This window comes from Paraburkholderia sp. (assembly GCF_028283785.1).
Classification (GTDB): domain Bacteria; phylum Pseudomonadota; class Gammaproteobacteria; order Burkholderiales; family Burkholderiaceae; genus Paraburkholderia.
In genome coordinates this window covers 711,234-734,985 of the sequence record NZ_JAPWKB010000019.1, presented here as the reverse complement: position 1 = coordinate 734,985, position 23,752 = coordinate 711,234, and the positions used below count along the sequence as shown (strand labels likewise).

The 23,752-nt window shown below is 62.4% G+C and carries 18 protein-coding genes; 9 read left to right on the top strand and 9 right to left on the bottom strand.

What is annotated here, in order from left to right; genetic code table 11:
- Positions 1–800: 800 nt before the first annotated feature.
- Together PW947_RS25620 and galU are read left to right on the top strand one after the other, a co-directional pair.
- Positions 801–3,683 carry a valine--tRNA ligase gene (locus tag PW947_RS25620; RefSeq protein ID WP_299635182.1) on the top strand — a complete coding sequence of 961 codons (2,883 nt, stop codon included), beginning with the start codon at positions 801–803 and terminating at the stop codon, positions 3,681–3,683.
- A gap of 61 nt (positions 3,684–3,744) precedes the next feature.
- Positions 3,745–4,626 (top strand): UTP--glucose-1-phosphate uridylyltransferase GalU, encoded by an 882-nt coding sequence (gene galU, locus PW947_RS25615; RefSeq protein WP_299635181.1) that lies wholly within the window; start codon positions 3,745–3,747, stop codon positions 4,624–4,626.
- Positions 4,627–4,821: 195 nt separating this feature from the next.
- Here the strand turns inward: galU and PW947_RS25610 are convergent, their stop codons facing one another.
- From PW947_RS25610 to PW947_RS25595, 4 genes are all read right to left on the bottom strand, one after another.
- The gene (locus PW947_RS25610; protein ID WP_299635180.1) at positions 4,822–5,055 is read right to left on the bottom strand and encodes a sulfurtransferase TusA family protein; all 234 of its coding nucleotides are present in this window, start codon (positions 5,053–5,055) and stop codon (positions 4,822–4,824) included.
- Between the two features lie 111 nt (positions 5,056–5,166).
- On the bottom strand, positions 5,167–6,216 hold the full coding sequence (locus PW947_RS25605; RefSeq protein WP_299635179.1) for a Gfo/Idh/MocA family oxidoreductase: 1,050 nt from the start codon (positions 6,214–6,216) through the stop codon (positions 5,167–5,169).
- Entirely contained in the window at positions 6,216–7,238 is a 1,023-nt protein-coding gene (iolG, locus tag PW947_RS25600; RefSeq protein ID WP_299635178.1) for an inositol 2-dehydrogenase, read from the bottom strand. The genes PW947_RS25605 and iolG overlap by 1 nt, the downstream gene beginning before the upstream one ends.
- On the bottom strand, positions 7,231–8,112 hold the full coding sequence (locus tag PW947_RS25595; RefSeq protein WP_299635177.1) for a MurR/RpiR family transcriptional regulator: 882 nt from the start codon (positions 8,110–8,112) through the stop codon (positions 7,231–7,233). Before PW947_RS25595 ends, iolG begins: the two co-directional genes overlap by 8 nt.
- A gap of 299 nt (positions 8,113–8,411) precedes the next feature.
- On the opposite strand from PW947_RS25595, the gene PW947_RS25590 reads away from it, so the two are divergent.
- From PW947_RS25590 to iolB, 7 genes are all read left to right on the top strand, one after another.
- Complete coding sequence (locus tag PW947_RS25590) at positions 8,412–9,458, top strand: sugar ABC transporter substrate-binding protein (protein ID WP_299635176.1); 1,047 nt, start codon at positions 8,412–8,414, stop codon at positions 9,456–9,458.
- 192 nt (positions 9,459–9,650) lie between these two features.
- On the top strand, positions 9,651–10,835 hold the full coding sequence (locus PW947_RS25585) for an ABC transporter permease (protein ID WP_299635175.1): 1,185 nt from the start codon (positions 9,651–9,653) through the stop codon (positions 10,833–10,835).
- 14 nt (positions 10,836–10,849) lie between these two features.
- Positions 10,850–11,653 carry an ATP-binding cassette domain-containing protein gene (locus PW947_RS25580; protein WP_299635174.1) on the top strand — a complete coding sequence of 268 codons (804 nt, stop codon included), beginning with the start codon at positions 10,850–10,852 and terminating at the stop codon, positions 11,651–11,653.
- Positions 11,654–11,716: 63 nt separating this feature from the next.
- A complete protein-coding gene (iolC, locus tag PW947_RS25575) occupies positions 11,717–13,780 on the top strand; it encodes a 5-dehydro-2-deoxygluconokinase (protein WP_299635173.1) in 2,064 nt (687 codons plus the stop codon).
- A complete protein-coding gene (gene iolD, locus PW947_RS25570) occupies positions 13,777–15,768 on the top strand; it encodes a 3D-(3,5/4)-trihydroxycyclohexane-1,2-dione acylhydrolase (decyclizing) (RefSeq protein ID WP_299635172.1) in 1,992 nt (663 codons plus the stop codon). The genes iolC and iolD overlap by 4 nt, the downstream gene beginning before the upstream one ends.
- A 22-nt stretch (positions 15,769–15,790) precedes the next feature.
- Positions 15,791–16,702 carry a myo-inosose-2 dehydratase gene (iolE, locus tag PW947_RS25565; protein WP_299635171.1) on the top strand — a complete coding sequence of 304 codons (912 nt, stop codon included), beginning with the start codon at positions 15,791–15,793 and terminating at the stop codon, positions 16,700–16,702.
- Positions 16,699–17,490, top strand: coding sequence for a 5-deoxy-glucuronate isomerase (gene iolB / locus PW947_RS25560; protein WP_299635170.1), 792 nt, complete (start codon positions 16,699–16,701; stop codon positions 17,488–17,490). Before iolE ends, iolB begins: the two co-directional genes overlap by 4 nt.
- Before the next feature lie 25 nt (positions 17,491–17,515).
- Here iolB and PW947_RS25555 read toward each other — a convergent pair whose 3' ends face one another.
- The 5 genes from PW947_RS25555 to PW947_RS25535 form a co-directional block, all read right to left on the bottom strand.
- On the bottom strand, positions 17,516–19,681 hold the full coding sequence (locus tag PW947_RS25555; protein ID WP_299636014.1) for a hypothetical protein: 2,166 nt from the start codon (positions 19,679–19,681) through the stop codon (positions 17,516–17,518).
- Between the two features lie 408 nt (positions 19,682–20,089).
- Positions 20,090–20,797, bottom strand: a complete 708-nt coding sequence (locus PW947_RS25550; RefSeq protein ID WP_299635169.1) for an ABC transporter ATP-binding protein — start codon at positions 20,795–20,797, stop codon at positions 20,090–20,092.
- Positions 20,794–21,552, bottom strand: coding sequence for an ABC transporter ATP-binding protein (locus PW947_RS25545; protein WP_299635168.1), 759 nt, complete (start codon positions 21,550–21,552; stop codon positions 20,794–20,796). The genes PW947_RS25550 and PW947_RS25545 overlap by 4 nt, the downstream gene beginning before the upstream one ends.
- The gene (locus PW947_RS25540) at positions 21,549–22,820 is read right to left on the bottom strand and encodes a branched-chain amino acid ABC transporter permease (protein WP_299635167.1); all 1,272 of its coding nucleotides are present in this window, start codon (positions 22,818–22,820) and stop codon (positions 21,549–21,551) included. The genes PW947_RS25545 and PW947_RS25540 overlap by 4 nt, the downstream gene beginning before the upstream one ends.
- Positions 22,807–23,751, bottom strand: a complete 945-nt coding sequence (locus PW947_RS25535; RefSeq protein WP_299635166.1) for a branched-chain amino acid ABC transporter permease — start codon at positions 23,749–23,751, stop codon at positions 22,807–22,809. The genes PW947_RS25540 and PW947_RS25535 overlap by 14 nt, the downstream gene beginning before the upstream one ends.
- Between the last annotated feature and the right edge of the window lies 1 nt (position 23,752).

The following is a 23,752-nucleotide window of genomic DNA, read 5'->3' as shown; positions in this document are numbered from 1 at the left end:
ACCTACTTTTCTTTGCTCGCGCAAAGAAAAGTAGGCAAAAGAAAGCGCGTTTACACCGACACTTCGTAGCGAGTGGCGTCCTTCCAGAACGGGTAGTGGACCGCGCACGTTTTGACTCGGCGGTCCGTTTGGCGTGGTGGTCCGCGCCCGCACATCCCGCCCGCTGCGCGGCGGTAGCCCACTTCAAAGACCCATTTTCGCCACGGCATTCGCTCGCCTTCTCGACGGTTCCGACGCTCCGATTGACCTGGAATTTTGCGCGCGTGATCAGACCGGCGCATGCCAGGAAAATGGGTGTTGTGACCGACGGAGTGCAGAGAGCGAAGAGCGCCAAAAAGAAAAGACGGGGCTGTGCCCGTCGGCTGTCGCGGAGCGAACAGCCGGAACTAATGACTGCCTTGTCACCAGGTCTTGTGGTGCGGCAACTCAAATCGTGCGCGGTCCACTATCCGTTCTGAAAGGACGCCACTCGCTACGGAGCGCGAGGTAAACGCGCTTTCTTTTGCCTACTTTTCTTTGCGCGAGCAAAGAAAAGTAGGTGCGGTCCCGCACAGGGACGATCCAGGCGGACCAGCGTGAAAACAGGCCACGCACGCCAACCCAAGACCAGCCCGACCCAACGCCAAAAGCACCGCCCAAAGCACTCATCCCCGCACAGGGACGATCCAGGCAAACCAGCGTGAAAACAGGACAACCAGACCAAAGCCAAACCAGCCACCCGAAATCAGCCCCGCGCGCCGCGCCACACCCCAGACCCCTTATAATCCCTAATTCCATTGCATTTCCAGCAGACCCCAACAATGACGACTGACAGCACGCCCGACAGCACGCTTGCCAAGAGCTTCGAGCCCCACACCATCGAAGCCCACTGGGGCCCCGAGTGGGAAAAACGCGCCTACGCCACGCCGACGTTCGACGCAGATCGCAAGAATTTCTCGATCCAGCTCCCGCCGCCGAACGTCACCGGCACGCTGCACATGGGCCACGCGTTCAATCAGACCATCATGGACGGTCTGACCCGCTACCACCGGATGCTCGGCGAAAACACCCTCTGGGTGCCGGGCACCGACCACGCGGGCATCGCCACCCAAATCGTCGTCGAACGGCAACTGGACGCGAAAGGCATCTCCCGCCACGACCTCGGCCGCGAAAAATTCACCGAGCGCGTCTGGGAATGGAAACAGCAGTCCGGTAATACGATCACGGGTCAGGTCCGCCGCCTCGGCGCATCCATCGACTGGTCCCGCGAATACTTCACGATGGACGACAAAATGTCGGCCGCCGTGCGCGATGTGTTCGTCACGCTCTACGAACAAGGCCTCATCTATCGCGGCAAGCGCCTCGTCAACTGGGACCCGGTCCTGATGACGGCCGTCTCCGACCTCGAAGTCGTCAGCGAAGACGAAAAAGGCAGCCTCTGGCATATCCAGTACCCGCTCGCCGATGGCTCCGGTCATCTGACGGTCGCCACCACCCGCCCCGAAACCATGCTCGGCGACGTCGCGGTCATGGTCCACCCGGAAGACGAGCGCTATAAGCACCTGATCGGCAAATCGGTGAAGCTGCCGCTGTCGGATCGCGAAATCCCGATCATCGCCGACGACTACGTCGATCTCGAATTCGGCACCGGCGTCGTCAAGGTCACGCCCGCGCACGACTTCAACGACTATGCGGTCGGCCAGCGCCACGCGCTGCCGCAAATCGAAATCCTCACGCTCGACGCGAAAATCAGCGACAACGCGCCGGAAAAATATCGCGGCCTCGACCGTTTCGACGCGCGCAAACAGGTCGTCGCCGACCTCGAAGCGATCGGCCTGCTCGAATCCGTCAAGCCGCACGACCTGAAAGTGCCGCGCGGCGACCGCACGGGCGTGGTTATCGAGCCGATGCTCACCGACCAATGGTTCGTCGCGATGAGCAAGCCGGCGCCGGAAGGCACCTTCAATCCGGGTAAATCGATCGCGGAAACCGCGCTCGACGTCGTCCGCAGCGGCGAAATCCGCTTCGTGCCGGAAAACTGGTCCAGCACGTACTACCAGTGGCTCGAAAACATCCAGGACTGGTGCATCTCGCGTCAACTCTGGTGGGGCCATCAGATTCCGGCGTGGTACGGCGAAAACGGCGAGATTTTCGTCGCCAAGACCGAAGACGACGCAAAGGCGCAAGCCGCCGCGAAGGGCTACACCGGCGCGCTCAAGCGCGACGAAGACGTGCTCGACACGTGGTTCTCGTCGGCGCTGGTGCCGTTCTCGTCGCTCGGCTGGCCGAACGAGACGCCGGAACTCACGCAGTTCCTGCCGTCGTCGGTGCTGGTCACGGGCTTCGACATCATCTTCTTCTGGGTCGCGCGGATGGTCATGATGACCACCCACTTCACCGGCAAGGTGCCGTTCGACACGGTCTACGTGCACGGTCTCGTGCGCGACGCCGAAGGCCAGAAGATGTCGAAGAGCAAGGGCAATACGCTCGACCCGATCGATATCGTCGACGGTATCGACCTCGAAACGCTGGTCGCAAAACGCACGACCGGTCTGATGAATCCGAAGCAGGCCGCGCAGATCGAAAAGAAAACCCGCAAGGAATTCCCCGACGGCATTCCCGCGTTCGGCACCGATGCGCTGCGCTTCACGATGGCGTCGATGGCCACGCTCGGCCGCAACGTCAACTTCGACCTCGCACGCGCCGAAGGCTATCGCAACTTCTGCAACAAGCTGTGGAACGCCACGCGCTTCGTCCTGATGAATTGCGAAGGCCACGACTGCGGTTTCGGCAAGCCGGAACTGTGCGACGCGGGCGCTTGCGGCCCCGGCGGCTATCTCGACTTCTCGCAGGCCGACCGCTGGATCGTGTCGCTGCTGCAACGCGTCGAAGCGGACGTCGCGAAGGGATTCGCCGACTACCGTTTCGACAACGTCGCGTCTACCTTGTACAAATTCGTCTGGGACGAATACTGCGACTGGTATCTGGAACTGGCGAAAGTGCAGATCCAGACCGGCAAGCCGGAACAGCAGCGCGCCACGCGCCGCACGCTGTTGCGCGTGCTGGAAACCGTGCTGCGCCTCGCGCATCCGGTGATTCCGTTCATCACCGAAGCGCTGTGGCAGAAGGTGGCGCCGCTCGCCGGCCGCTATCCGGAAGGCAAGACCGACGGCGAAGCATCCATCATGGTGCAGCCGTATCCGGTCGCCGACCTGTCCAAACTCGACGAAGCCGCCGAGCAATGGACGGCCGACCTGAAGGCCGTGATCGACGCATGCCGCAACCTGCGCGGCGAGATGAACCTGTCGCCGGCCGTCAAGGTGCCGCTGCTCGCCACCGGCAACGCCGAACGCCTGCAAAGCTTCGCGCCGTACGCCCAGGCGCTCGCCCGTCTGTCGGACGTGCAGATCATCGCGGACGAAGCCTCGCTCGACGCACAGACGGCTGGCGCGCCGATTGCTATCGTTGGCACGGACAAACTCGTGCTGAAGGTGGAAATCGATGTTGCCGCCGAACGCGAGCGTCTGTCGAAGGAAATCGCCCGCCTGACCGGTGAGGTTGTGAAATGTCAGGCCAAGCTCGAAAACGAGAGCTTCGTCGCGCGCGCACCCGCTGCGGTCGTTGAGCAGGAACGGAAAAGGCTGGCAGAATACGACAGTACGATTGGCAAACTGACCGCGCAGCTTGCACGCCTGCCGGCATGATTGACGCTCCACGGCGCACGCGGTTAGTGCGCCTGGCTACTAGAGGATCCAGGGTAAACACATGCTAAAAGTTACAAAGGCGGTATTTCCGGTAGCAGGACTTGGCACCCGCTTCCTCCCTGCCACGAAGGCGAGCCCGAAGGAAATGCTGCCGATCGTCGACAAGCCTTTGATCCAGTACGCGGTCGAAGAAGCGATGGCGGCCGGCATCACCGAAATGATCTTCGTGACCGGGCGCAGCAAGCGCGCGATCGAAGATCACTTCGACAAGTCCTACGAGATCGAAGCCGAACTCGAAGCCCGCGGCAAGAAGCAACTGCTCGAACTCGTGCGCGGTATCAAACCGAGCCACGTCGACTGCTTCTACGTGCGCCAGCCGGAAGCGCTCGGCCTCGGCCACGCGGTGCTGTGCGCGGAAAAGCTGGTGGGCGACAACCCGTTCGCCGTGATCCTCGCGGACGACTTGCTGTACGGCACGCCGCCCGTGATGACGCAGATGATCGAAGTGTTCGACCACTACCATAGCTCGGTGATCGGCGTGGAAGAGATTCCGGCGGCGGAGACGAAGTCGTACGGCATCGTCGACGGCAAGGAGTGGGAAGACTCGATCATCAAGCTGTCGGGCATCGTCGAAAAGCCGGAGCCGGAAGTCGCGCCGTCGAACCTCGGCGTAGTGGGCCGTTACGTGCTGAAGCCGCGCGTTTTCGATCACATCCGCGCGTTGAAGCCGGGCGCCGGCGGCGAACTGCAACTGACCGACGCGATCATGTCGCTGCTGGCCGACGAGCAGGTCCTCGCGTACAAGTATCACGGCACGCGTTTCGACTGCGGCAGCAAGCTCGGTTATCTGAAGGCAACCGTCGAATTCGCGCTGCGTCACCCGGAAGTCGCGGCGGATTTCGAAGAGTATCTGCGCACCCGCTCGCCGATTCTCGAAGGCTGAACACGCTGACGCGGGCCGCCTCGTGCGGCCCGCGCCGGCTTCTCCGCGCTATCGGCGGAGACAAAAAAGGCGCTGTAGCACCGCTTGTGCGGGCTCAGCGCCTTTTTTATTGGGCTTTGAAATTCGAAGCCGCGAACGGAATCTTCAGCAGAACCCGTCAACACCTGGCCATCACGACAGGCCGCACGCGTTGTTTCAACGCCGGCGCATCAGAAACACGAACACCTTGTCTTGCGTCGAGCTTTCGACGATCTCGTTGCCGGTCTGCTTCGCGAACGCGGCGAAATCGCGTTGCGAACCGGGGTCGGTGGCGAATACCTTCAGAATCTGACCGCTTTCCATATCGGCGAGCGCTTTCTTCGCGCGCAAGATGGGCAGCGGGCATTTCAGCCCGCGCGCGTCGACTTCTTTGTGAACCTGTACTTGCATCGGGGACCTTCGGATTGAGGCGCCAAACGACGCCGGACGAAGCCCAAATTCTACCGCAGCCGTCTGCGCCGCGCCGTCGCTGCGCATCCGCTACGCCCCAGACGCGTCAGATCACAGCAGGACGGCCTGCCCGCTCTGCAGCGAGGCCCTAAGCGCACTACCGATCCGCGTCGCCTCCAGCGCGTCGGAAAGCGTCGCGCCAAGCTGCGCCCCGCCCTTCACCGCCGCGACGAACGCGCGCGCTTCGTGCAGAAACGCGTCGTCGAAACGATCGAAGAACGTCGGCGTGCACGCGTGACGGATACCGTTCGCATCGGCGATTTCGACGCGATTCAGACGCGGATCGCGCCCGATCGACAGCGCGCCCGCCGTGCCGATCACTTCGCTGCCGGTGTCGTGACCATGCGCCATGGTTCGCGACGCGTAGAACATCGCCAGCCGCCCGTCTTCGAATTCGCAGATCGCGACGCCGTTATCGACATCGCCCGAGGCGCGCAGTCCTTCGTGCAACGCGACCGTGCCGCTCGCGAATACGCGCATCGCGCGCGGCTTGCCGAGCAGCCAGCGCGCCACGTCGATATCGTGCACGGTGCAATCCAGAAAGATGCCGCCGGACGTCCGCGCGAACTGCACGAAAAACCCGGTCGGGTCGTTCTGGTCGCAGGTTTGCGAGCGCACCAGAAACGGTCGCCCGATCAGACCCGCTTCGACCTTATCGAACGCATCGCGATAGCTTGGATCGAAACGCCGCATAAAGCCGATCGTCGCCTGCAAATGCGGATATTCCGTGGACGCATGGATCACGCGCTCGCATTCGCCGACATCGAGCGACAACGGTTTCTCGCAGAACACATGCTTGCCCGCGCGCAATGCATCGACGATCTGTTGCGCATGCAACGACGACGGCGTCACCAGCCACACCGCATCGACGTTTTTATCAGCGAGCAGATCGCCGTAATGCGCGTGCAGATGCAGCGGCGGCAACGTGCGTTGCGCCCACGCGCGTTCATCGTCGAGCGGACTGCACGCTGCGACCAGCCGCGCGCCCGGCACGCGGTACGCGAGGTTTTCCGCATGCCGCTTGCCCAGCCGCCCGAGCCCGACAATGCCGACCCGCACCGTGTCCGCGTCACGCCCGGCGTCACTCACGGCGGCGTTCATCACCGGTCCTCGCCCATGCGCACGACACGTCCTTCGCGCCACGAACGCGTGGCCGCTTCCGCGAGTTCGAGCGCTTTCAAACCGTCCGCGACCGTCGTGCGAACCGGTTTGCCATGCGTGACCGCTTCGAAGAAATGCGCGATTTCCAGTGCATACGCCGCGCGATAGCGTTCGAGAAAAAACGCTTCGGGTACGTCGCTCGACACCGCCTGCTTCGAATACGCGGTGACTTCGGTGGGACGCACATTGCCCGCTTGCAACATGCCGTCGCTGCCGAGTACTTCGAAGCGCTGATCGTAGCCGTACGCTGCGCGGCGTGCGGTATTGATCTGGCACAGGCGGCCGCGTTTCGTGCGGATCGTCACGGCGGTGGAATCGATATCGCCGGCCTCGGCGATATCCGGATTACTCAGCACGCTGCCGGTGGCGTGCACGGTCTCGGCTTCGTCGTCGAGCATCCAGCGGAAGATGTCGAAGTCGTGAATCAGCATGTCCTTGAAAATGCCGCCCGAATGACGGATGTAATCGACAGGTGGCGCGCCGGGATCGCGACTCGTGACGATCAGCATTTCCGGCGCGCCGATCTCGCCGAGATCGATACGCGCCTTCACCGCCGCGAAGGTCGGATCGAAGCGTCGCTGGAAACCGATCATGCACACCACGCCCGCTTCCTCGACGGCTTTCGCACACGCACGCGCGCGATCAAGCGTCAGGTCCACCGGCTTCTCGCAGAACACATGCTTCTTTTGCGCCGCCGATTGCAGGATCAGATCTGCATGGGTGTCCGTGCTCGAACAGATCACCGTCGCACCGACCGACGCATCGCCGAACACCGTGTCGCCGTCGGCCACTTGCGCGCCGTGCTGCGCAGCAAGCACCGCAGCGGCGTCGCGGTTAACATCGACCACGTACTTGAGCCGCACGCCCGGCTGCCGTGCAAGATTGCCCGCATGAATGCGGCCGATGCGCCCTGCGCCGAATACCGCTACGTCGATGGTCTTGCCGCCTGCCATGTCAGTCATCGTATCCTCCGGAGTCTGTCGATTCCTCGACGTTCAGTTCGAGCTTGTACGCAAGCGCGATGAACAGCGCCTGGCACAGGCAAATCGTGCTGGTCAGCGAGCGGAACGCAAATGCGCTGCCCTCTTTCACATAAAGCTGGGTGGTCGCGTAGCGCGCCAGCGGCGATAGTTGGCTATCCGTAATGACGAGTGTCTTCGCCTGCTGATGATGCGCGACGCGCAGACAGTGCTGGGTTTCCTTGCCATACGGCGCGAAGCTGATCGCAATCACCACATCGCCTTTTCGCACGCTGCGAATCTGCTCGCGATACATCCCGCCGAAACCCGAAACGAGATGCACGCGCTTCGCCGTATGTTGAAGTGCGTAGACGATATAGCTCGCCACCGGAAACGAGCGCCGCACGCCGATCACGTAGATGTTGTCGGCCTTTTGCAGCATCTTCACGGCGGCGTCGAACTGCGCGTCGTCGAGATTCGCGTCGAGCTCGTCGAGACCGTCGCGGCATGCCGCGATGAATTCACGCGCAACCGATCCCCCCGACAGCGCGCCCGGCTTGTCGTCGATCAGCTTACGAATGCGTTGCTGATAGCTGGTGGTCGATGCGGATTGACCCGCATACGCCTGGCGGAATACCGCCTGCAAATCGGAGAAACCCGAGAAGCCGAAACGCTGCGCAAAGCGCACCACCGCCGATGGATGAACCCCGCAACTCGCGGCGATGTCGCTCGTGCGATCCATCATCACGCTCGTGCGGTTTTGTTCGATATAACTCGCGACGTTTTTCAGCTGACGCGGCAATGCTTCGTAATGCTCCGCGATGCGCTGCATCAATTCTTCGACGCTCGGTAGTGCTTCTGTGCTCTCTTCGGCCATCGTGGTTCCTTCAAGGCGCTTCTCGCAGTGCAACAGCCGCATCTTGCGTGCTATGAAAACCCTTCAGGGTCTTCACCAGGCCGCACGGCGAGCACTGCATCGACGCTGCCGATTATAGGCAGAGCCAGGGCCAAATGGAACGGTTTTTCCATTTTTCGCCCCGGTGAAATATCCATTGCAACCCCGCACGAGTTGACCTACTCTTGGTTGCGAGCGACGGTGCGGCAGCAGGCACGACGTTGTGCAGGCAGCGCGTAAGACGCTCCTTCCATAACGACAGACCGAGAAAGGTGGAGACAATGAGACTTTGCAAGGGCAAGGCTACGCTCAGGGTTCTGGTTGCCGCATTGACGTTGGCGACCGGATTCGGCGCCGCGTCGGCGGCACGCGCGGCCGACGGCCATTTCGTGTTGATCAGCCATGCGCCGGACTCCGATTCCTGGTGGAACACCATCAAGAACGCCATCAAACAGGCTGACGAAGATTTCAACGTCGAGACCGACTACCGCAATCCGCCCAACGGCGATATCGCCGACATGGCCCGTCTGATCGAACAGGCCGCGGCCCGCAACTACGATGGCGTGATCGTCACCATCGCAGATTTCGATGTGCTGAAAAGCTCGATCGGCAAAGTCACCGCGAAGAAGATTCCGCTCGTGACGATCAACTCCGGCACCGAAGAACAGAGCGCACAACTCGGCGCGATCATGCACGTCGGACAGCCTGAATACGTGGCGGGCAAAGCGGCCGGCGAAAAGGCCAAGGCCGCTGGCGTGAAGTCGTTTCTGTGCGTGAATCATATTGCGACCAACACGGTGTCGTTCGACCGTTGCCGTGGTTTTGCCGAAGCGATCGGCGTCGACTACAAGACCTCGACGATCGACTCGGGCCAGGACCCGACCGAAATCCAGTCGAAGGTCAGCGCGTATCTGCGCAACCATCCGAATACCGGCGCCATCCTCACGCTCGGACCGACGCCCGCTTCCGCGACCTTGAAAGCCGTTCAGCAGATGGGACTCGCGGGCAAGATCTACTTCTGCACCTTCGATTTCTCCGACGATATCGCCAAGGGCATCCAGAGCGGGACAATCCAGTTCGCAATCGATCAGCAACCGTATTTGCAGGGCTATATTCCGGTCGCCGTACTGGCAATCGCCAAGAAGGAACACACCACCGATACCGCGAAGATCCGCCAGATTCTCGAAGCGAATCCGAAGTTCAAGGCGCGGCTCGACACTTACGGACTCGCACCGTCTTATGGGCCGAAGAACATTCGCTCAGGCCCGGGCTTTATCACTAAAGCCAATATCGACAAGGTCATCAAATACGCAGGTCAGTACCGCTGATTCCTTAAGCATGTTTAACGCCGTTTAAAAACGCTGAAGCAACTCAGGTCAGTCTGGCGATTTATCAGCAGGCGTTTTCCAGTGCAGGTTCAAGTGCCGTTTCTTTAGCACGCATTTCACCGACTCTTTGCCCGTCGCGTCTTGCTCCGGTTAGACGACGACGCGGCAAGGTGCCGGTATCGAGGAGACATCATGGGTGTAGCCGGTAAGCACTACCCTTCCCACGCAACGCCGCAAGACGACAGCGCCGACACGACGTCCACATCGCAATCCGTCGCGCCGACGGCCGTTGCATCCGATGAGCGCGTGCGCAAGGAGTCGTGGTTCGGGCATCTATTGAACCGCCCGGAATTCGCCGCAATTTCCGGCACCGTGCTGGTTTTTCTGGTGTTCGCGCTGACCGCCGGCAGTTCCGGCATGTTCAATCTCGACGGCGTGATGAACTGGTCGCAGGTGTCCGCGTATCTCGGCATTCTCGCGGTCGGTGCGTGCCTGCTGATGATTGCCGGTGAATTCGATCTGTCGATCGGCTCGATGATCGGTTTCTCGGGAATGATGGTCGCGATTCCCGCCGTCTATTTTCATTGGCCGCTGTCGGTTGCGATCCTGTTTGCATTCGTCGGCTCGATGCTGCTCGGCGCACTGAACGGCTATCTCGTGATGCGAACGCGCCTGCCGTCGTTCATCGTCACGCTCGCGTTCCTGTTTATTCTGCGCGGCCTCACGCTGGCGTTGTCGATCATGTTTGCCGACCGCACCATCGTGTCCGGCGTCGGCGATCTGGCGCAGCAGGACTGGATCGCGAACACCTTCTTTCATGGTGTCGCGCTAAACGGACTCTTCACGTTCCTCGCCCAGCACGGCGTTGGGCAGATGCTCGATAACGGCCATGCGCTGGTGCCCGGCATTCCGAAAGTCATCTTGTGGTGGTTCGGACTCGCCGCGGTCTGTGCATTCGTGCTGGCAAAGACCCGCGCGGGAAACTGGATTCTCGCCGTGGGCGGCGACGCGAATGCCGCAAAGAATGTCGGCGTGCCCGTGCGCCGCGTAAAGATCTCGCTGTTCGTGCTGACCGCCTTCTGCTCGTGCCTGTTCGCCGTGCTGCAAGTGTGCGACATCGGCTCGGCTGCCGCGGATCGCGGCTTGCAAAAGGAATTCGAGGCGATCATCGCTGCGGTGATCGGCGGCACGTTGCTGACGGGTGGCTACGGTTCGATTATCGGCGCGTGCTTCGGCGCGTTGATCTTCGGTGTCGTTCAGATCGGCATTACGTACACGAATGTCAGCTCCGACTGGTTCCGCGTCTTCCTCGGTGTGATGCTGCTGCTCGCGGTGCTGTTCAATCACTATGTGCGCCGCCGCGTCGCGCAATCGTAAGGGTGGAGGCTCTCATGTCCGATATGCAACACGACGGCGACGTCATTCTCGCACTCGAAAACGTCAACAAGTTCTTCGGCAAAGTGATTGCGCTAAGCGGCGTCACGCTAAGGCTCAAACGCGGCGAAGTGCATTGCCTGCTGGGCGATAACGGCGCGGGAAAATCCACGTTGATCAAAACGCTGGCCGGTGTGCATCAACCGTCTTCCGGACAGTACCTGGTGGACGGCAAGCCGGTGTTGTTCGAGTCGCCCAAGGACGCACTCGACCTGGGCATCGCGACCGTCTATCAAGATCTCGCATTAGTGCCGCTGCTATCGGTTGCGCGCAACTTCTTTATGGGCCGCGAACCGCAAAAGAAGCTGTTTGGGTTTCTGAACGTGATGGACCTCGAAACCTGCGCCGAAACCGCACGCGACAAACTCGCGGAAATGGGCATACGGGTACGCGATCCGCATCAGGCGATCGGCACGATGTCCGGCGGCGAAAAGCAGTGTCTCGCGATTGCACGCGCGATTCACTTCGGCGCACGCGTACTGATTCTCGACGAACCGACCGCCGCACTCGGCGTGAAGCAGAGCTTCAACGTACTCAAGCTGATTCACATGGCGCGCGCCAAAGGGATCTCCGTAATCTTCATCACGCACAACGTGCATCACGCATATCCGATCGGCGACTCCTTCACCTTGCTCAATCGCGGCAAGTCGCTCGGCACGTTTACCAAAGACACGATCAGCAAGGACGAAGTGCTCGACATGATGGCCGGTGGCGCAGAGATGCAGAAGATGATCGGCGAACTCGAAGGCGCGACGATCTAGCCCGAGTCGAACCTCATTGCATCGCATCGCGCGACGATATCCACGATACCTCCAGGAATCTTCATGGCTCTTACCTCTCCTTCGCCGGCCGCATCCACGACGCCGGCCGGTAGCGCGGCAAGCCGGTTTGCACCTGGCCGCAGTCGCGACATCGTGTGCCTTGGCCGGCTTGCCGTCGACCTCTACGCGCAGCAGGTCGGCGCGCGACTCGAAGACGTCGCGAGTTTTGCGAAGTACCTCGGCGGATCGTCGGCGAATATCGCATTCGGCTGCGCACGGCTTGGCTTGAATTCGGCGATGCTTGCGCGCGTCGGCGACGATCATATGGGCCGCTTCCTGACCGAAACGCTCACGCATGAAGGGTGCGACGTGAGTCATGTGCGGATCGATCGGGAACGGTTGACTGCACTCGTGCTGCTGGGACTCAAGGATCGCGACACGTTTCCGCTGATCTTCTATCGCGAGAATTGCGCCGATATGGCCGTCGATGAACACGATTTCGACGAAGCCTTTATCGCATCGTCGAAATCGTTGCTGATTACGGGCACGCATTTTTCGACGGAACAGGTCAACCGTACCAGCATGCGTGCGCTCGAATTCGCGCGGCGCAACGATGTGCGCACCGTGCTCGACATCGACTACCGGCCGGTGTTGTGGGGCTTGGCCGGCAAGGCCGACGGCGAGACGCGCTTCGTTGCGAACGACGGCGTGACCGCACACCTGCAACGCATCCTGCCGCAGTTCGATCTGATCATCGGCACCGAAGAAGAATTCCGGATCGCAGGCGGCGGCGCCAGTCCGATCGAAGCGCTTGCGGCCGTGCGCGAAGTCACGCAGGCGACACTCGTGCTCAAGCGCGGGCCGCTGGGCTGTCAGATCATCGACCGCGCGGTCCCTGTGTCGCTCGACGACCTGCCTGTGCAACGCGGCGTCGAAGTGGACGTGCTCAACGTACTCGGCGCAGGCGATGCGTTCGCGTCCGGCTTTCTATCCGGCTGGTTGCGCGATCATCCATTCGACGCATGTGCGCGTGCGGCGAACGCGAGCGGCGCACTCGTCGTCTCGCGGCACGGTTGCGCACCGGCAATGCCGACGCCCGCCGAACTCGACTACTTTCTTCGTGAAGCCAAAGTCGATCCGCAACGGATGCGCCGTCCGGATCGCGACGCGACGCTGGCGCGTTTGCATCGCGTGTCCCCTGCCCGCACACCGCGCGACGAAGTGCTTGGTTTCGCATTCGATCATCGCAACCAGTTCTTCGAACTCGCGCAGCAAACCGGTGCGCATCCGGCGCGCATCTCGACGCTAAAGAGTCTGTTCGTCGAAGCCGTCGCGCAAACCGAGGACGCGCTGAATCTGCATGGACGGGTCGCCGTTCTGATCGACGACCGCTATGGCGAAGATGCGCTGAACGCGGCAACCGGACGAGGCTGGTGGATCGGCCGCCCGGTCGAACTGCCGGGCTCGTTGCCGCTCGTGTTCGATCACGGCCGCTCCATCGGCACGACGCTCGCGTCGTGGCCGCGCGAGCATGTCGTCAAGTGTCTGGTCCAATACCATCCCGACGAAGCGTTCGAACAACGGCTGGAGCAGGAGTCGCAATTGCGCGCGTTGTACGACGCGACGCAGGCAAGCGGACACGAGTTGCTGCTCGAAGTCATTCCGCCGAAGCATATGCCGGTCGCCACCGGAACCGACAGTGCCGACACCGTGTATCGCGCGTTGAAGCGGCTGTACAACATCGGCATCTATCCGGAATGGTGGAAGCTCGAAGCGATGGACGCCGCCCAATGGCGCGCAATCGATGCGCTGATCGCCGAGCGCGATCCGTACTGCCGTGGCGTGGTGTTACTGGGCTTGTCCGCGAGCATCGAACAGTTGACCGAGGGCTTTCGTGCAGCCGCGCATGCGTCGTCATGCCGTGGCTTCACCGTGGGCCGCACGATCTTCCATGAGCCGAGCCGCGCGTGGCTCGCCGGTGAAATCGGCGACGACGATCTTGTCATGCGCGTACGTCATGCGTTCGAAACCTTGATTGCCGCGTGGCGCGACACACGCAGCCAGCGTGACGCGACAGACCCGGCTGCGACGCACCCGACCGCGGTTCATCAGGAGCAGGCGGCATGAACAAGCGTGTGCTGGACCACGATACCGTCGCGGGCACGACCGGCGCGCCGCATGTTCCGGACAGCCGTTCGCGGACGATCCGTCTGACGATGGCACAGGCCTTGATCCGCTATCTGGCCGCGCAACGCGTCGAGACCGAAGACGGCAACGGCGACGAGCCCCTGTTTGCAGGTGTATTCGCAATCTTCGGACACGGCAACGTGGCGGGCATCGGCGAAGCGCTGTATCAGCATCGCGACGCGCTGCCGACCTTCCGGGCGCACAACGAGCAGGCGATGGCGCACAGCGCGATTGCCTATGCGAAGGCGCAATTTCGCAGACGCATGATGGCCGTGACCACGTCGATCGGGCCGGGCGCGACCAATCTCGTCACCGCGGCTGCACTCGCGCATGTGAACCGCTTGCCGGTGCTGCTGTTGCCCGGCGACACGTTCGTGTCGCGCGCGCCCGACCCGGTCTTGCAGCAGGTCGAAGACTTTCACGACGGCGGCATTTCCGCGAACGATGCGCTAAAGCCTGTCTCCCGTTACTTCGATCGCATCGTGCATCCGGCTCAATTGCTGACGGCGTTGCCGCGTGCAATCCGTGTGCTGACCGACGCTGCGTTATGCGGTCCGGTCACGCTCGCGTTGCCGCAGGACGTGCAGGCCGCCGCGTACGACTTCCCGCTGGCGTTCTTTGCACCTCGCGTCGTCACGTTGCATGCGCCCGCTCCGCGCGCCGATGAAATCGCGCGAAGCGTCGCGCGTCTGAAGCAATCGCAGCGGCCTTTGATCGTCGCCGGTGGCGGCGTTCTGTACGGCCGCGCGACCGATGCGCTACGCGCATTCGCAAGCGCGCATGGCATTCCCGTCGCTGAAACGCAGGCGGGAAAAGGCGCGCTCGCATGGGACGATCCGTTGAACGCCGGCGCGCTCGGCGTTACCGGCTCACCCGCCGCGAATGCGCTCGCGCACGATGCCGATTGCGTGCTTGCAATCGGCACGCGCCTGCAGGATTTCACGACCGGCTCGAATACGCTGTTCACGCAGGCCGACGTCATCGCCATCAATCCGAACGCATTCGACGGACTCAAACATCATGCGCAGACCGTCGAATCCGACGCACGCATGGCACTCGATGCGCTTGGCGCATGCGTGCATGACTGGCATGCGCACAGCGCATGGACGGAACGCGCGCGACAACTCAGTGCGCAATGGCGTGAATCGGTCGGCGCGATCACGCATGCGACGCAGGAAGATGCCGTGTTGCCCTACGACGCCGACGTGATCGGTGCAGTCCAGCGCTCGCATCCGGAGTCGGCGTCGCACGACATCGTCGTGTGCGCGGCGGGCACCTTGCCTGCGGAACTGCACAAGCTGTGGCGCGCAGGTCGGCCGGGCGCGTATCACGTCGAATACGGCTACTCGTGCATGGGTTACGAAATTGCGGGCGGCCTCGGCGCAAAACTCGCGCGGCCCGAGCGCGACGTGATCGTGATGGTCGGCGACGGCAGCTATCTGATGATGAACAGCGAGATCGCGACGTCGGTCATGCTAGGCGCGAAACTGATCGTGGTGGTACTCGATAATCGCGGTTACGGGTGCATCAATCGCTTGCAGCAGGCGTGTGGCGGTGCGCCGTTCAACAATATGTTCGAAGACTGCGCGCAAGGTCCGCTCGGCGCACCGTCGATCGATTTCGCGATGCACGCGCGCGCGCTCGGCGCGCATGCGGAACACGTCGCAAATGTCGGCGAACTCGACGCCGCGTTGCAACGCGCGCGCGCGGCCGACCGCACTTACGTCATCAGCATCGACACCGACGCCGCGCGCACCACCGACGACGGCGGCTGGTGGTGGGAGGTCGCCGTTCCAGAAGTGTCGTCACGTACCGCCGTGAACGACGCGCGCGCGGCCTACGAAGCGCAACTCGATCAACGCGCTCAACGCGCTCACGGCGACGATGCGGCGAAGCGCGCCGATATCGGCCCTGGCACTCAAGATTAAGCCCGTCACTGAGGACGCTCGTATGAATGCTTTCGACGTACGTATCGGTATCAATCCACTGTCATGGATGAACGACGATCTGCCATCACTGGGCGGCGAGACACCGCTCGAGGTCGCGCTCACCGAAGGTCGCAAGATCGGCTACCAGGGTTTCGAACTCGGCAACAAGTTTCCGCGCGACCCCGACGCGCTCAACGCGTTGTTAGCCCAATGCGATTTATCGCTGGTATCGGGCTGGTATTCCGGGCGGCTCGCACGACGCAGTGTGGCCGACGAGATTGCGGAAGTCGGCGCGCATCTGGAACTGCTCGCTAAGAACGGCGCGACCGTGATGGTCTACGGTGAAGTGGCCGACTCCATTCAGGGCGCACAGCAACCGTTGTATCAGCGGCCGCGATTCTTTAGCGACGCGCAATGGGACGCCTATGCCGCGCGCGTCGATGAGTTTGCGCGCTATACGTTGAGTCGTGGCGTCCGGCTTGCCTATCACCATCACATGGGTGCCTATGTCGAGACACCCGCCGATGTCGACAAGCTGATGGCACGCACAGGCGATGCAGTCGGCCTGTTATTCGATGCGGGGCACATCACGTTTGCCGGCGGCGATCCGCTCGTGATGCTCGACAAACATATCGCGCGGGTCTGCCATGTGCATTGCAAGGATGTGCGACCGGCTGTGATGAAGCTCGCGCGCAACCGGAACTGGAGTTTTCTAGATGCGGTATTGAATGGCGCGTTCACCGTTCCGGGCGACGGCGCGATCGATTTCCCGTCGATCATCGCGCGTCTGAAGCAGCATGGTTATCAGGGCTGGCTCGTGGTCGAAGCGGAACAGGACCCGGTCGTCGCACCGTCTTATGCTTACGCGGACAAAGGCTATCGCACGCTGCGCAGTCTGGTCGACGCACCACTGGATACGAAGGAGGCAGCATGAGCTTGCTAGTTAAAGCACAGCGCGAAGGCCAGACGATTGCACGCGTGACACCAGCGTCGGCCGGTTGGCGATATGTGGGATTCGCCGCGTACCGGTTGGCCACGAATGAAGTGGCGCACGTGTTCGAGCCATCGCGCGAAGTGTGCATCGTGGTGCTGTCCGGCGCGGTGGATATCGAGTCCGACGATCAGACTTGGCACGCACTCGGCTCGCGCGATAGCGTGTTCGAAGATGCGTCGCCGTATGCGGTGTATTTTCCGCCTGGCGTGCGCGTGACAGTACGCGCGAATCGCGATGCGGAAGTGGGCGTGGCGAGCGCCCCCGCCACGGGAACCCATCCCGCGCGGTTGATCGATCCATCGACGATGAAGCGTTCGACGCGCGGCACCGGCCTCAATACGCGCTACGTATGCGATATCCTGCCGGAAACGGCAGTTGCAGAGAGCCTGCTGGTGGTCGAAGTACGGACGCCGGGCGGCCATGCGTCCAGCTACCCGCCGCATAAGCACGATACCGACAACATACCCGTCGAGAGCTCGCTCGAAGAGACTTACTATCACCGTCTGAATCCGCCGCAGGGCTTTGCATTTCAGCGGGTCTATACGGATTCAAGAGATATCGACGAATCGATGGCGGTCGAAAATCACGATGTGGTGATGGTGCCTAAAGGCTATCACCCGGTCGTGGTGCCGGTCGGCTATGACTCGTACTATCTGAACGTGATGGCAGGCGGCAAACGCGTGTGGCACTTCAAGAACGATCCGGCCCATGAATGGATGCTCAAGTGAACGCGTGTGTCATCGCATCGCAACGTCAATGGTTCAGATCGACGAGCAGCGCGCCGTCCTCGCTCATCCGGACGGTGCCCTTCGCCACATCGCGGCGATACCCGTAGAGATCGAATTTCATATCGTTGGCTCGCGATGAATCGCGAATGAAGGTGCGTCCGTTCACGACCAGCGAGTTGAACATCTTGATATCGCCGCCTTCGATCCACACAAAACTTTTCCCCGACGATGCAGGCGGCCGCGCGGTGGCGATGCCGCTGTCACGCTTGAACTTCAGGACGAGTCCTTCGTCCGTCACCGTCGCGCTCGCGAGACGCCCCTTCAGCAACGGCGCAGGGAACACCGAGTACTGATCGAACACAAGTTCATTGCCTTGCAAGGCCACACCTTTGCGCATAAATGGCGTCAACGACGCCAGTGGGATATCCAGCGCCTTCAGCAAGCCCGCCTGCGGCACGCCCAACACCTTCACCGATGTCGGCGAATAGACGAGATGACGCTCGTCACGCGCGACGAGCGTGCCGCTCATCGTGGTCGGCAACCACACGCCCGGAAAGTGATTCCACAGCTTGATGCCGCCCGTTACCTGCAACGCACCGTCAACCGGCTTCAGTTGCAGATCGTTCAACGATCGCGGCTGATAGTCGAGCAGATAGTCGTTGAATAGTGCGGCCATCGCAGGCCACGGCTCCACCACTTCGCCTTCGATGATGTGAATATCGTACTGATCCGGATCGTCCAGATCGACCGGTTGCCCCGGCGTTTTCGGGACCATCTGCGCGTCCAGCGACCGCACGTGAAAACCGATTCTGCCCGCGACGTAGAAGTCCACGTTCTGCACATGAATCAGTGGCGCCGCATGGGTCGAATGACGCTCATCGACAAACGCGGTGCCCGGCTTCGCCATATTCACGCCCGACAGATTCGTGCGGGCGCTGACCGGTATCGCACGGGCCTCGGTCGTGCTACGCGTGCTCGCAGGCAATTGCTGCCAATGCAGACGCGCTTGCGCGAGCGCGAATTGCTGCGCGCGAATAAAGCTGTCGTTGTAGCGGGCACTGGCCGTGCCGGTCGATGCGACGCCCGATACCGTCGTTGCATCGTGCGCGGCGAGTGCCGGATAAGAAGGCAAATGCACGTTCAGTGCACCGGCTTCGTCGAACGTGAAATAGCCTGCGGCCATCTGCTCGCGGTAATGATAAAGATCGAGTACGAACGACGCTTTCGCGTCGGTCGGTGTGAGCGTCATGTCGATATTCATCGGCATCGAGCGCATGAATTTGACGTCGCCGCCTTGCACCAGCATGCCGCGCGCGGGCATCGACGCAGGCCAGTCGATACGTTGCAACGCATGGTCGTCGAGCGTGAAATCGACACCTGCAGGCGTGGTCTGTATTTCTACGATGGTCATTTTCAATGCGGGCGGCGGCGTCAGCTTCGCGACCTGCATCACGACGTCGTCGCCATCGAGACGGGCAATCGGCGTATCGACTTTCAACAGATCGGCCATCTTCACATGCGCGGCCTGCATCAACCGGTCCGCACCCACACCCGCCACTTCGACGTGCTCGGGATGGAACACGAGTTCATCCGGATTTCGCATCGATAGCGTGCCGGTCAATACGATCGGCACCCAGCCGTCGCGATGCATTTCACCGGTAATGCGCAACTGTCCGTCCTGTGGCTCGACCCGCATATTGCGCAGCGGCGAACCTTGGTACTGAAACAGGTAGCGGTCGAAAATCGCTGTCAGCTTCGCGCTATTCAGCGTGACGTGGCCGCGATGCACGTCGATGGTCACACTCGTCGGATCGTCGAATACGATCGGTGCGCCGGGATGCGTCGGCACGAGCGTCGCGGCCATGTCATGAATCATGAAGCCGATCTCGCCGGTCACCCGAAAATCGACATCGCGCGCGAACATCATCGAACCATCGATGCCGGAATCCCGCAACGTCAACGGACGGTTCCGCTGTTCGGTCATTCCGCTTGCCGACGGAATGCGCGCGGCGATGCGTTGTTCGCCGGCGAGCTGGCGGCTTTTGGCGATTTCCAGCGAGGGTCGCGAGTCTGTGCGTTTCGGCAGGATGTCGGCGTCGGTTCGGGTCGGCTGTGCGGCGACCGGCGACGCGGACGCGGTATCGGTCGAGGTCGAGGCCGAGGTCGAATTCGCGTCGGCGCAGGCCGACATCCATACGACCACGCCGAGCAACACCGCATATCGTGCGGCGCGAGTCGAACGAACAACGCGCGCGGCATTCATGCATGAATTCACGCATGACGCACGCGCATGGATCGATGACGCCTTCATGATGTCTCCTCCCTCTTCAGGCCGTCACGCATCGCACGACGCTCGGGATTATCTTGAGCCATGACGTGCACGCATGCGAAGCGTCGCGTCCATCAACGGCCTGTGATCCGATTGTCTTGCTTTGCGGCCGCGCTGCCGACAACATTTCTGGAGGAGGATTACCAAACGGTCAAGCGTTTGAAATGGATAGCGAACCTGCCCGGAAACCGCATGGACAAGGGCTGAAGCGCGCCGCTGCCGTGAGATTCAAACAGCACACCGGGCGCGCACGGCCAGACTGTGGCGTGCCTAGCCCACGCCGAGCCACGCACGCTTCACATCGGCGTGCTGTTCGAGTGCATCGAGTGAACCATCGAACACGATTTCGCCGCGCCCCATCACCGCGACCCGATTCGCGAGTCCGCGCGCTATCGCCAGCCGTTGCTCGATCAACAGCATTGCAATGCCCCGCTCGCGCAGCATCTTCAGACAGTCCGCCACCTGGACGATCACCTGACCGGCGAGCCCTTCGGTCGGTTCGTCGATGACGAGCAGATCGGGATCGCCCAGCAATGCGCGCGCAAGCGTCAGCATCTGCTGCTCGCCGCCCGACAACGCTCCGGCACGCGTGCGTTGTCGTTCTTTCAGCACCGGAAATAGCGTGTACGCATCGTCGAACGAAAAGCGCGGCGGACGGCCGCGCGACGCCACGCCGAGCACCAGGTTCTCGTGAACGCTCAAGCCTGGAAACACGTCGCGATGCTCCGGCACGTAACCGATGCCAAGCCGTGCAATCTGAAAAGTGCGCAGCCCGTTCAATGCATGACCGTCGAACTGCAAGCCGCCTTCGATGCGAACCAGACCCATGACCGCGCGCGCCAGCGTCGAGCGGCCGGAACCGTTGCGCCCGACGAGTGCAACGACTTCACCTGCATCGATATGCAGGTTCACACCGAACAGCGCCTGACTCGTTCCGTGCCATGCGCGCAGCGCATCGATCCGCAACAGCGCGCTCATGCGAGCGCTCCATCGGCCGCACCGAGATACGCGGCCTGCACTGCCGGGTCCGCGCGGATCGCCGACGGTGTGCCGGTTGCGATCACGCGCCCTTGTACAAGCACCGAAATGCGGTCGGCAAGACCGAACACCGCGTCCATATCGTGTTCGACCATCAGCAGCGTGCGCCCCGCCGTGATGGTGCGAATCAACTCGATCGCGCGCGCGGCCTCGGCGCGATTCATCCCGGCGGTCGGTTCATCCAGCAGCAAGGTATGCGCACCGCTCGCCAGCGCAATGCCGAGGTCCAGTGCACGTTGTTCCGCGTAGCTCAGAGCGCCGGCCAGCACGTCACGTTTCGCGGCCAGGCCCACTGCGTCGAGAATGTCCGTTGCGCGCGAATCGACTGCCGGCGAACCGCTGAAACGTTGCCACCAGCGCGCGCGATCGCGCTCGGCGATGCTCGCCGCGCAGCGCAGGTTGTCGAACACGGTCAGGCGCGCGAATACGCTGGTGGTCTGGAAACTGCGCGCGAGTCCGCGACGGCAAATCGCGGCGGGCGCGACACGCGTGATGTCCGCACCGTAGAGTTCGATGCGTCCGCGATTGGGCCGCTGATTACCGGCGATCAGGTTGAACAGCGTCGATTTTCCAGCGCCGTTCGGTCCGATCAATGCGTGACGTTCACCCGGATCGATCGCGAGATCGACGCCGCGCAAAATCTGCGTCGCGCCGTAGCGTTTGGTCACCTGTTGCACGGACAGGGCGAATGTCATCGCGCGTCTCCGTATGCGGTTTCAACGTCAAGCGACGCGCTCGCGTCGAGTTGTCGCCACGCACGCGACGCACGATGCGTGGCAAGCCCGCCGACGCATATCAGCGCAAGCAGCGCGCCGGATAGCCGCATCACGGAAGCGCTGTTGGTGGCGAGACCCCAAGGCAGGCTCTCGCCGCCATCGACGCCGAATTGCACCGCATACGCGGTCTGCACGATCAGCACCACCGCGACGGACCACGCGCCCGTTGCAATCGCACTGTTCAGATACGCGCCCGCACAAGGTCGCCATCCGGACACGGCGATGCGGGCGCGTTGGCGCTGCGCGAATCCGGCCATACCGTCGGGCGCCGCGACGACGATCACGACGAAAAACAGGCCGAGATACAGCAGCCATGCACGCGTCATGCTCGCAACCGCGACGCTGAAAAACGTTAGCGCAACTGCACCGGCAACCGGTCCGAAGAAGGCGCCGGTGCCGCCGATCACCGTCGCGATCAGCACCGCGCCGGAGCGCAGCATGCCCACGCTTTCGGTCGATACGAGTTCGAGGTTGATCAGGCCGAGCGTGCCTGCGATACCCGCGAAAAACCCGGACGTGACGACGACGGCATACCGCACGCGACGCGGATAACATCCGATCGCGGCCGCGCGCGTCGGGTTGTCGCGGACCGCATTCGCGAGTCGCATCAGCGGCGTGCGCGACAGCGCCGCCATCGCGACGCACGCGATCACGCACCACACGGCGATCAACGCATACGCTTCGCGTGCGGGGCCGAATGTCAGTGAAGCAAAGGGCACGCCGCTCGCGCGGTCGATCGGTACGCCCGCCTCACCGCCGAACCAGTCGGGCAAGGTCCACGCCGCGGCCGCAACGAGTTCGCCGATGCCGAGCGTGATCATCGCGAATGCGGTGCCCGCGCGGCGCGTCGAGACGAAGCCGAAGATCACACCCGCCAGCGCGCCGCCGATCCCGCCGATCAGCGGCATCGCGGGTAACGGCAACAAGCCGGTATTGAAGACGCGCGCGGCGAACAACGCGCCGAGCCCCGCATACGCGGCGTGACCGAACGACAACAAGCCGGTTTCGCCGAGCAGCAGGTTGTACGACAGCGCGAACACGATCATCGTCGCGGTCTGCGCGAGATAGGCCAGCAACCAGCTTTGTGGCGCAACGCAAGGCGGAATCGCGAGCAGCGCAATCAACGCGAGCCACGGCAGGTACGCCGTCCACCGCCGCTGGAACACGAGGCGCTCAGAGTTCGTCATCGCGCCGCCCGAACAGACCACGCGGCCGCAGTGCCAGCACCGCGACCAGCATCAGATACGGCAGCAACGGCGCGAGTTGCGCGAGCGTCAGCGCGTCCCACGCGGACGGCAGCGCGAACCCCATGCCGAGCAGATCGACCAGCGCGCCCAGCGACGCGTCGCTGGTGACGGCGAACGTCTGAGCACAGCCGACGATCAACGACGCCACCAGCGCCCCGCCAAGCGAGCCCAAACCGCCGATCACGACCACGACGAACACGATCGAGCCGACCGAGTCGGCCATCGCTGGTTCGATCACGAACAACGGCGCGCCGATCACGCCCGCAAGCGCGGCGAGCGCGGTGCCGGTTGCGAACACGCCGGTGAATACGCGGGGCACGTCATGGCCCAACGCTTCGACAGCATGCGGGTGCGTCAACGCGGCGCGCACGATCAGACCCGCCTTCGACACACGCAAGCTCGCGTACAACACGCCGAGCATCGCGATCGAAACCGCCATCATGAACGCGCGATAGCGCGGAAACGCCGCGCCGTACACCGTGAACAGCGGGCCGTCGAGAATGGCGGGAATGCGCGCGTTCAATGCGCTCAAACCCCAGCCGAGCTTCACCCCTTCGGCGATCAGATAAGCCGCGCCGAAGGTCAGCAGGAGTTCGGCGAGATGGCCGTGCGGTCTCACGCGGCGCAACAGCCAGCGTTCCAGCGCCGCCCCGATTGCACCGACGATCAGCGGCGCGATCACCAGCGCGAGCCAGAAACCCGCATACGCAGCCACGGAAAAGCCGACGTATGCGCCGAGCATGTAGAAGCTCGCGTGCGCGAAGTTGAGCACGCCCAGCATGCTGAAAATCAGCGTGAGTCCCGCGGACAGCATGAACAGCAGCAGCCCGTACGAGACGCCGTTCAACGCATCGATAACGAACGACTGCACG

Excerpts from the sequence above, each read along its gene's own strand:
- PW947_RS25620 (WP_299635182.1), top strand. The coding sequence starts at position 801 with ATGACGACTGACAGCACGCCCGACAGCACGCTTGCCAAGAGCTTCGAG.
- galU (WP_299635181.1), top strand. The coding sequence starts at position 3,745 with ATGCTAAAAGTTACAAAGGCGGTATTTCCGGTAGCAGGACTTGGCACC.
- PW947_RS25610 (WP_299635180.1), bottom strand. The coding sequence starts at position 5,055 with ATGCAAGTACAGGTTCACAAAGAAGTCGACGCGCGCGGGCTGAAATGC.
- PW947_RS25605 (WP_299635179.1), bottom strand. The coding sequence starts at position 6,216 with ATGAACGCCGCCGTGAGTGACGCCGGGCGTGACGCGGACACGGTGCGG.
- iolG (WP_299635178.1), bottom strand. The coding sequence starts at position 7,238 with ATGACTGACATGGCAGGCGGCAAGACCATCGACGTAGCGGTATTCGGC.
- PW947_RS25595 (WP_299635177.1), bottom strand. The coding sequence starts at position 8,112 with ATGGCCGAAGAGAGCACAGAAGCACTACCGAGCGTCGAAGAATTGATG.
- PW947_RS25590 (WP_299635176.1), top strand. The coding sequence starts at position 8,412 with ATGAGACTTTGCAAGGGCAAGGCTACGCTCAGGGTTCTGGTTGCCGCA.
- PW947_RS25585 (WP_299635175.1), top strand. The coding sequence starts at position 9,651 with ATGGGTGTAGCCGGTAAGCACTACCCTTCCCACGCAACGCCGCAAGAC.
- PW947_RS25580 (WP_299635174.1), top strand. The coding sequence starts at position 10,850 with ATGTCCGATATGCAACACGACGGCGACGTCATTCTCGCACTCGAAAAC.
- iolC (WP_299635173.1), top strand. The coding sequence starts at position 11,717 with ATGGCTCTTACCTCTCCTTCGCCGGCCGCATCCACGACGCCGGCCGGT.
- iolD (WP_299635172.1), top strand. The coding sequence starts at position 13,777 with ATGAACAAGCGTGTGCTGGACCACGATACCGTCGCGGGCACGACCGGC.
- iolE (WP_299635171.1), top strand. The coding sequence starts at position 15,791 with ATGAATGCTTTCGACGTACGTATCGGTATCAATCCACTGTCATGGATG.
- iolB (WP_299635170.1), top strand. The coding sequence starts at position 16,699 with ATGAGCTTGCTAGTTAAAGCACAGCGCGAAGGCCAGACGATTGCACGC.
- PW947_RS25555 (WP_299636014.1), bottom strand. The coding sequence starts at position 19,681 with ATGTCGGCCTGCGCCGACGCGAATTCGACCTCGGCCTCGACCTCGACC.
- PW947_RS25550 (WP_299635169.1), bottom strand. The coding sequence starts at position 20,797 with ATGAGCGCGCTGTTGCGGATCGATGCGCTGCGCGCATGGCACGGAACG.
- PW947_RS25545 (WP_299635168.1), bottom strand. The coding sequence starts at position 21,552 with ATGACATTCGCCCTGTCCGTGCAACAGGTGACCAAACGCTACGGCGCG.
- PW947_RS25540 (WP_299635167.1), bottom strand. The coding sequence starts at position 22,820 with ATGACGAACTCTGAGCGCCTCGTGTTCCAGCGGCGGTGGACGGCGTAC.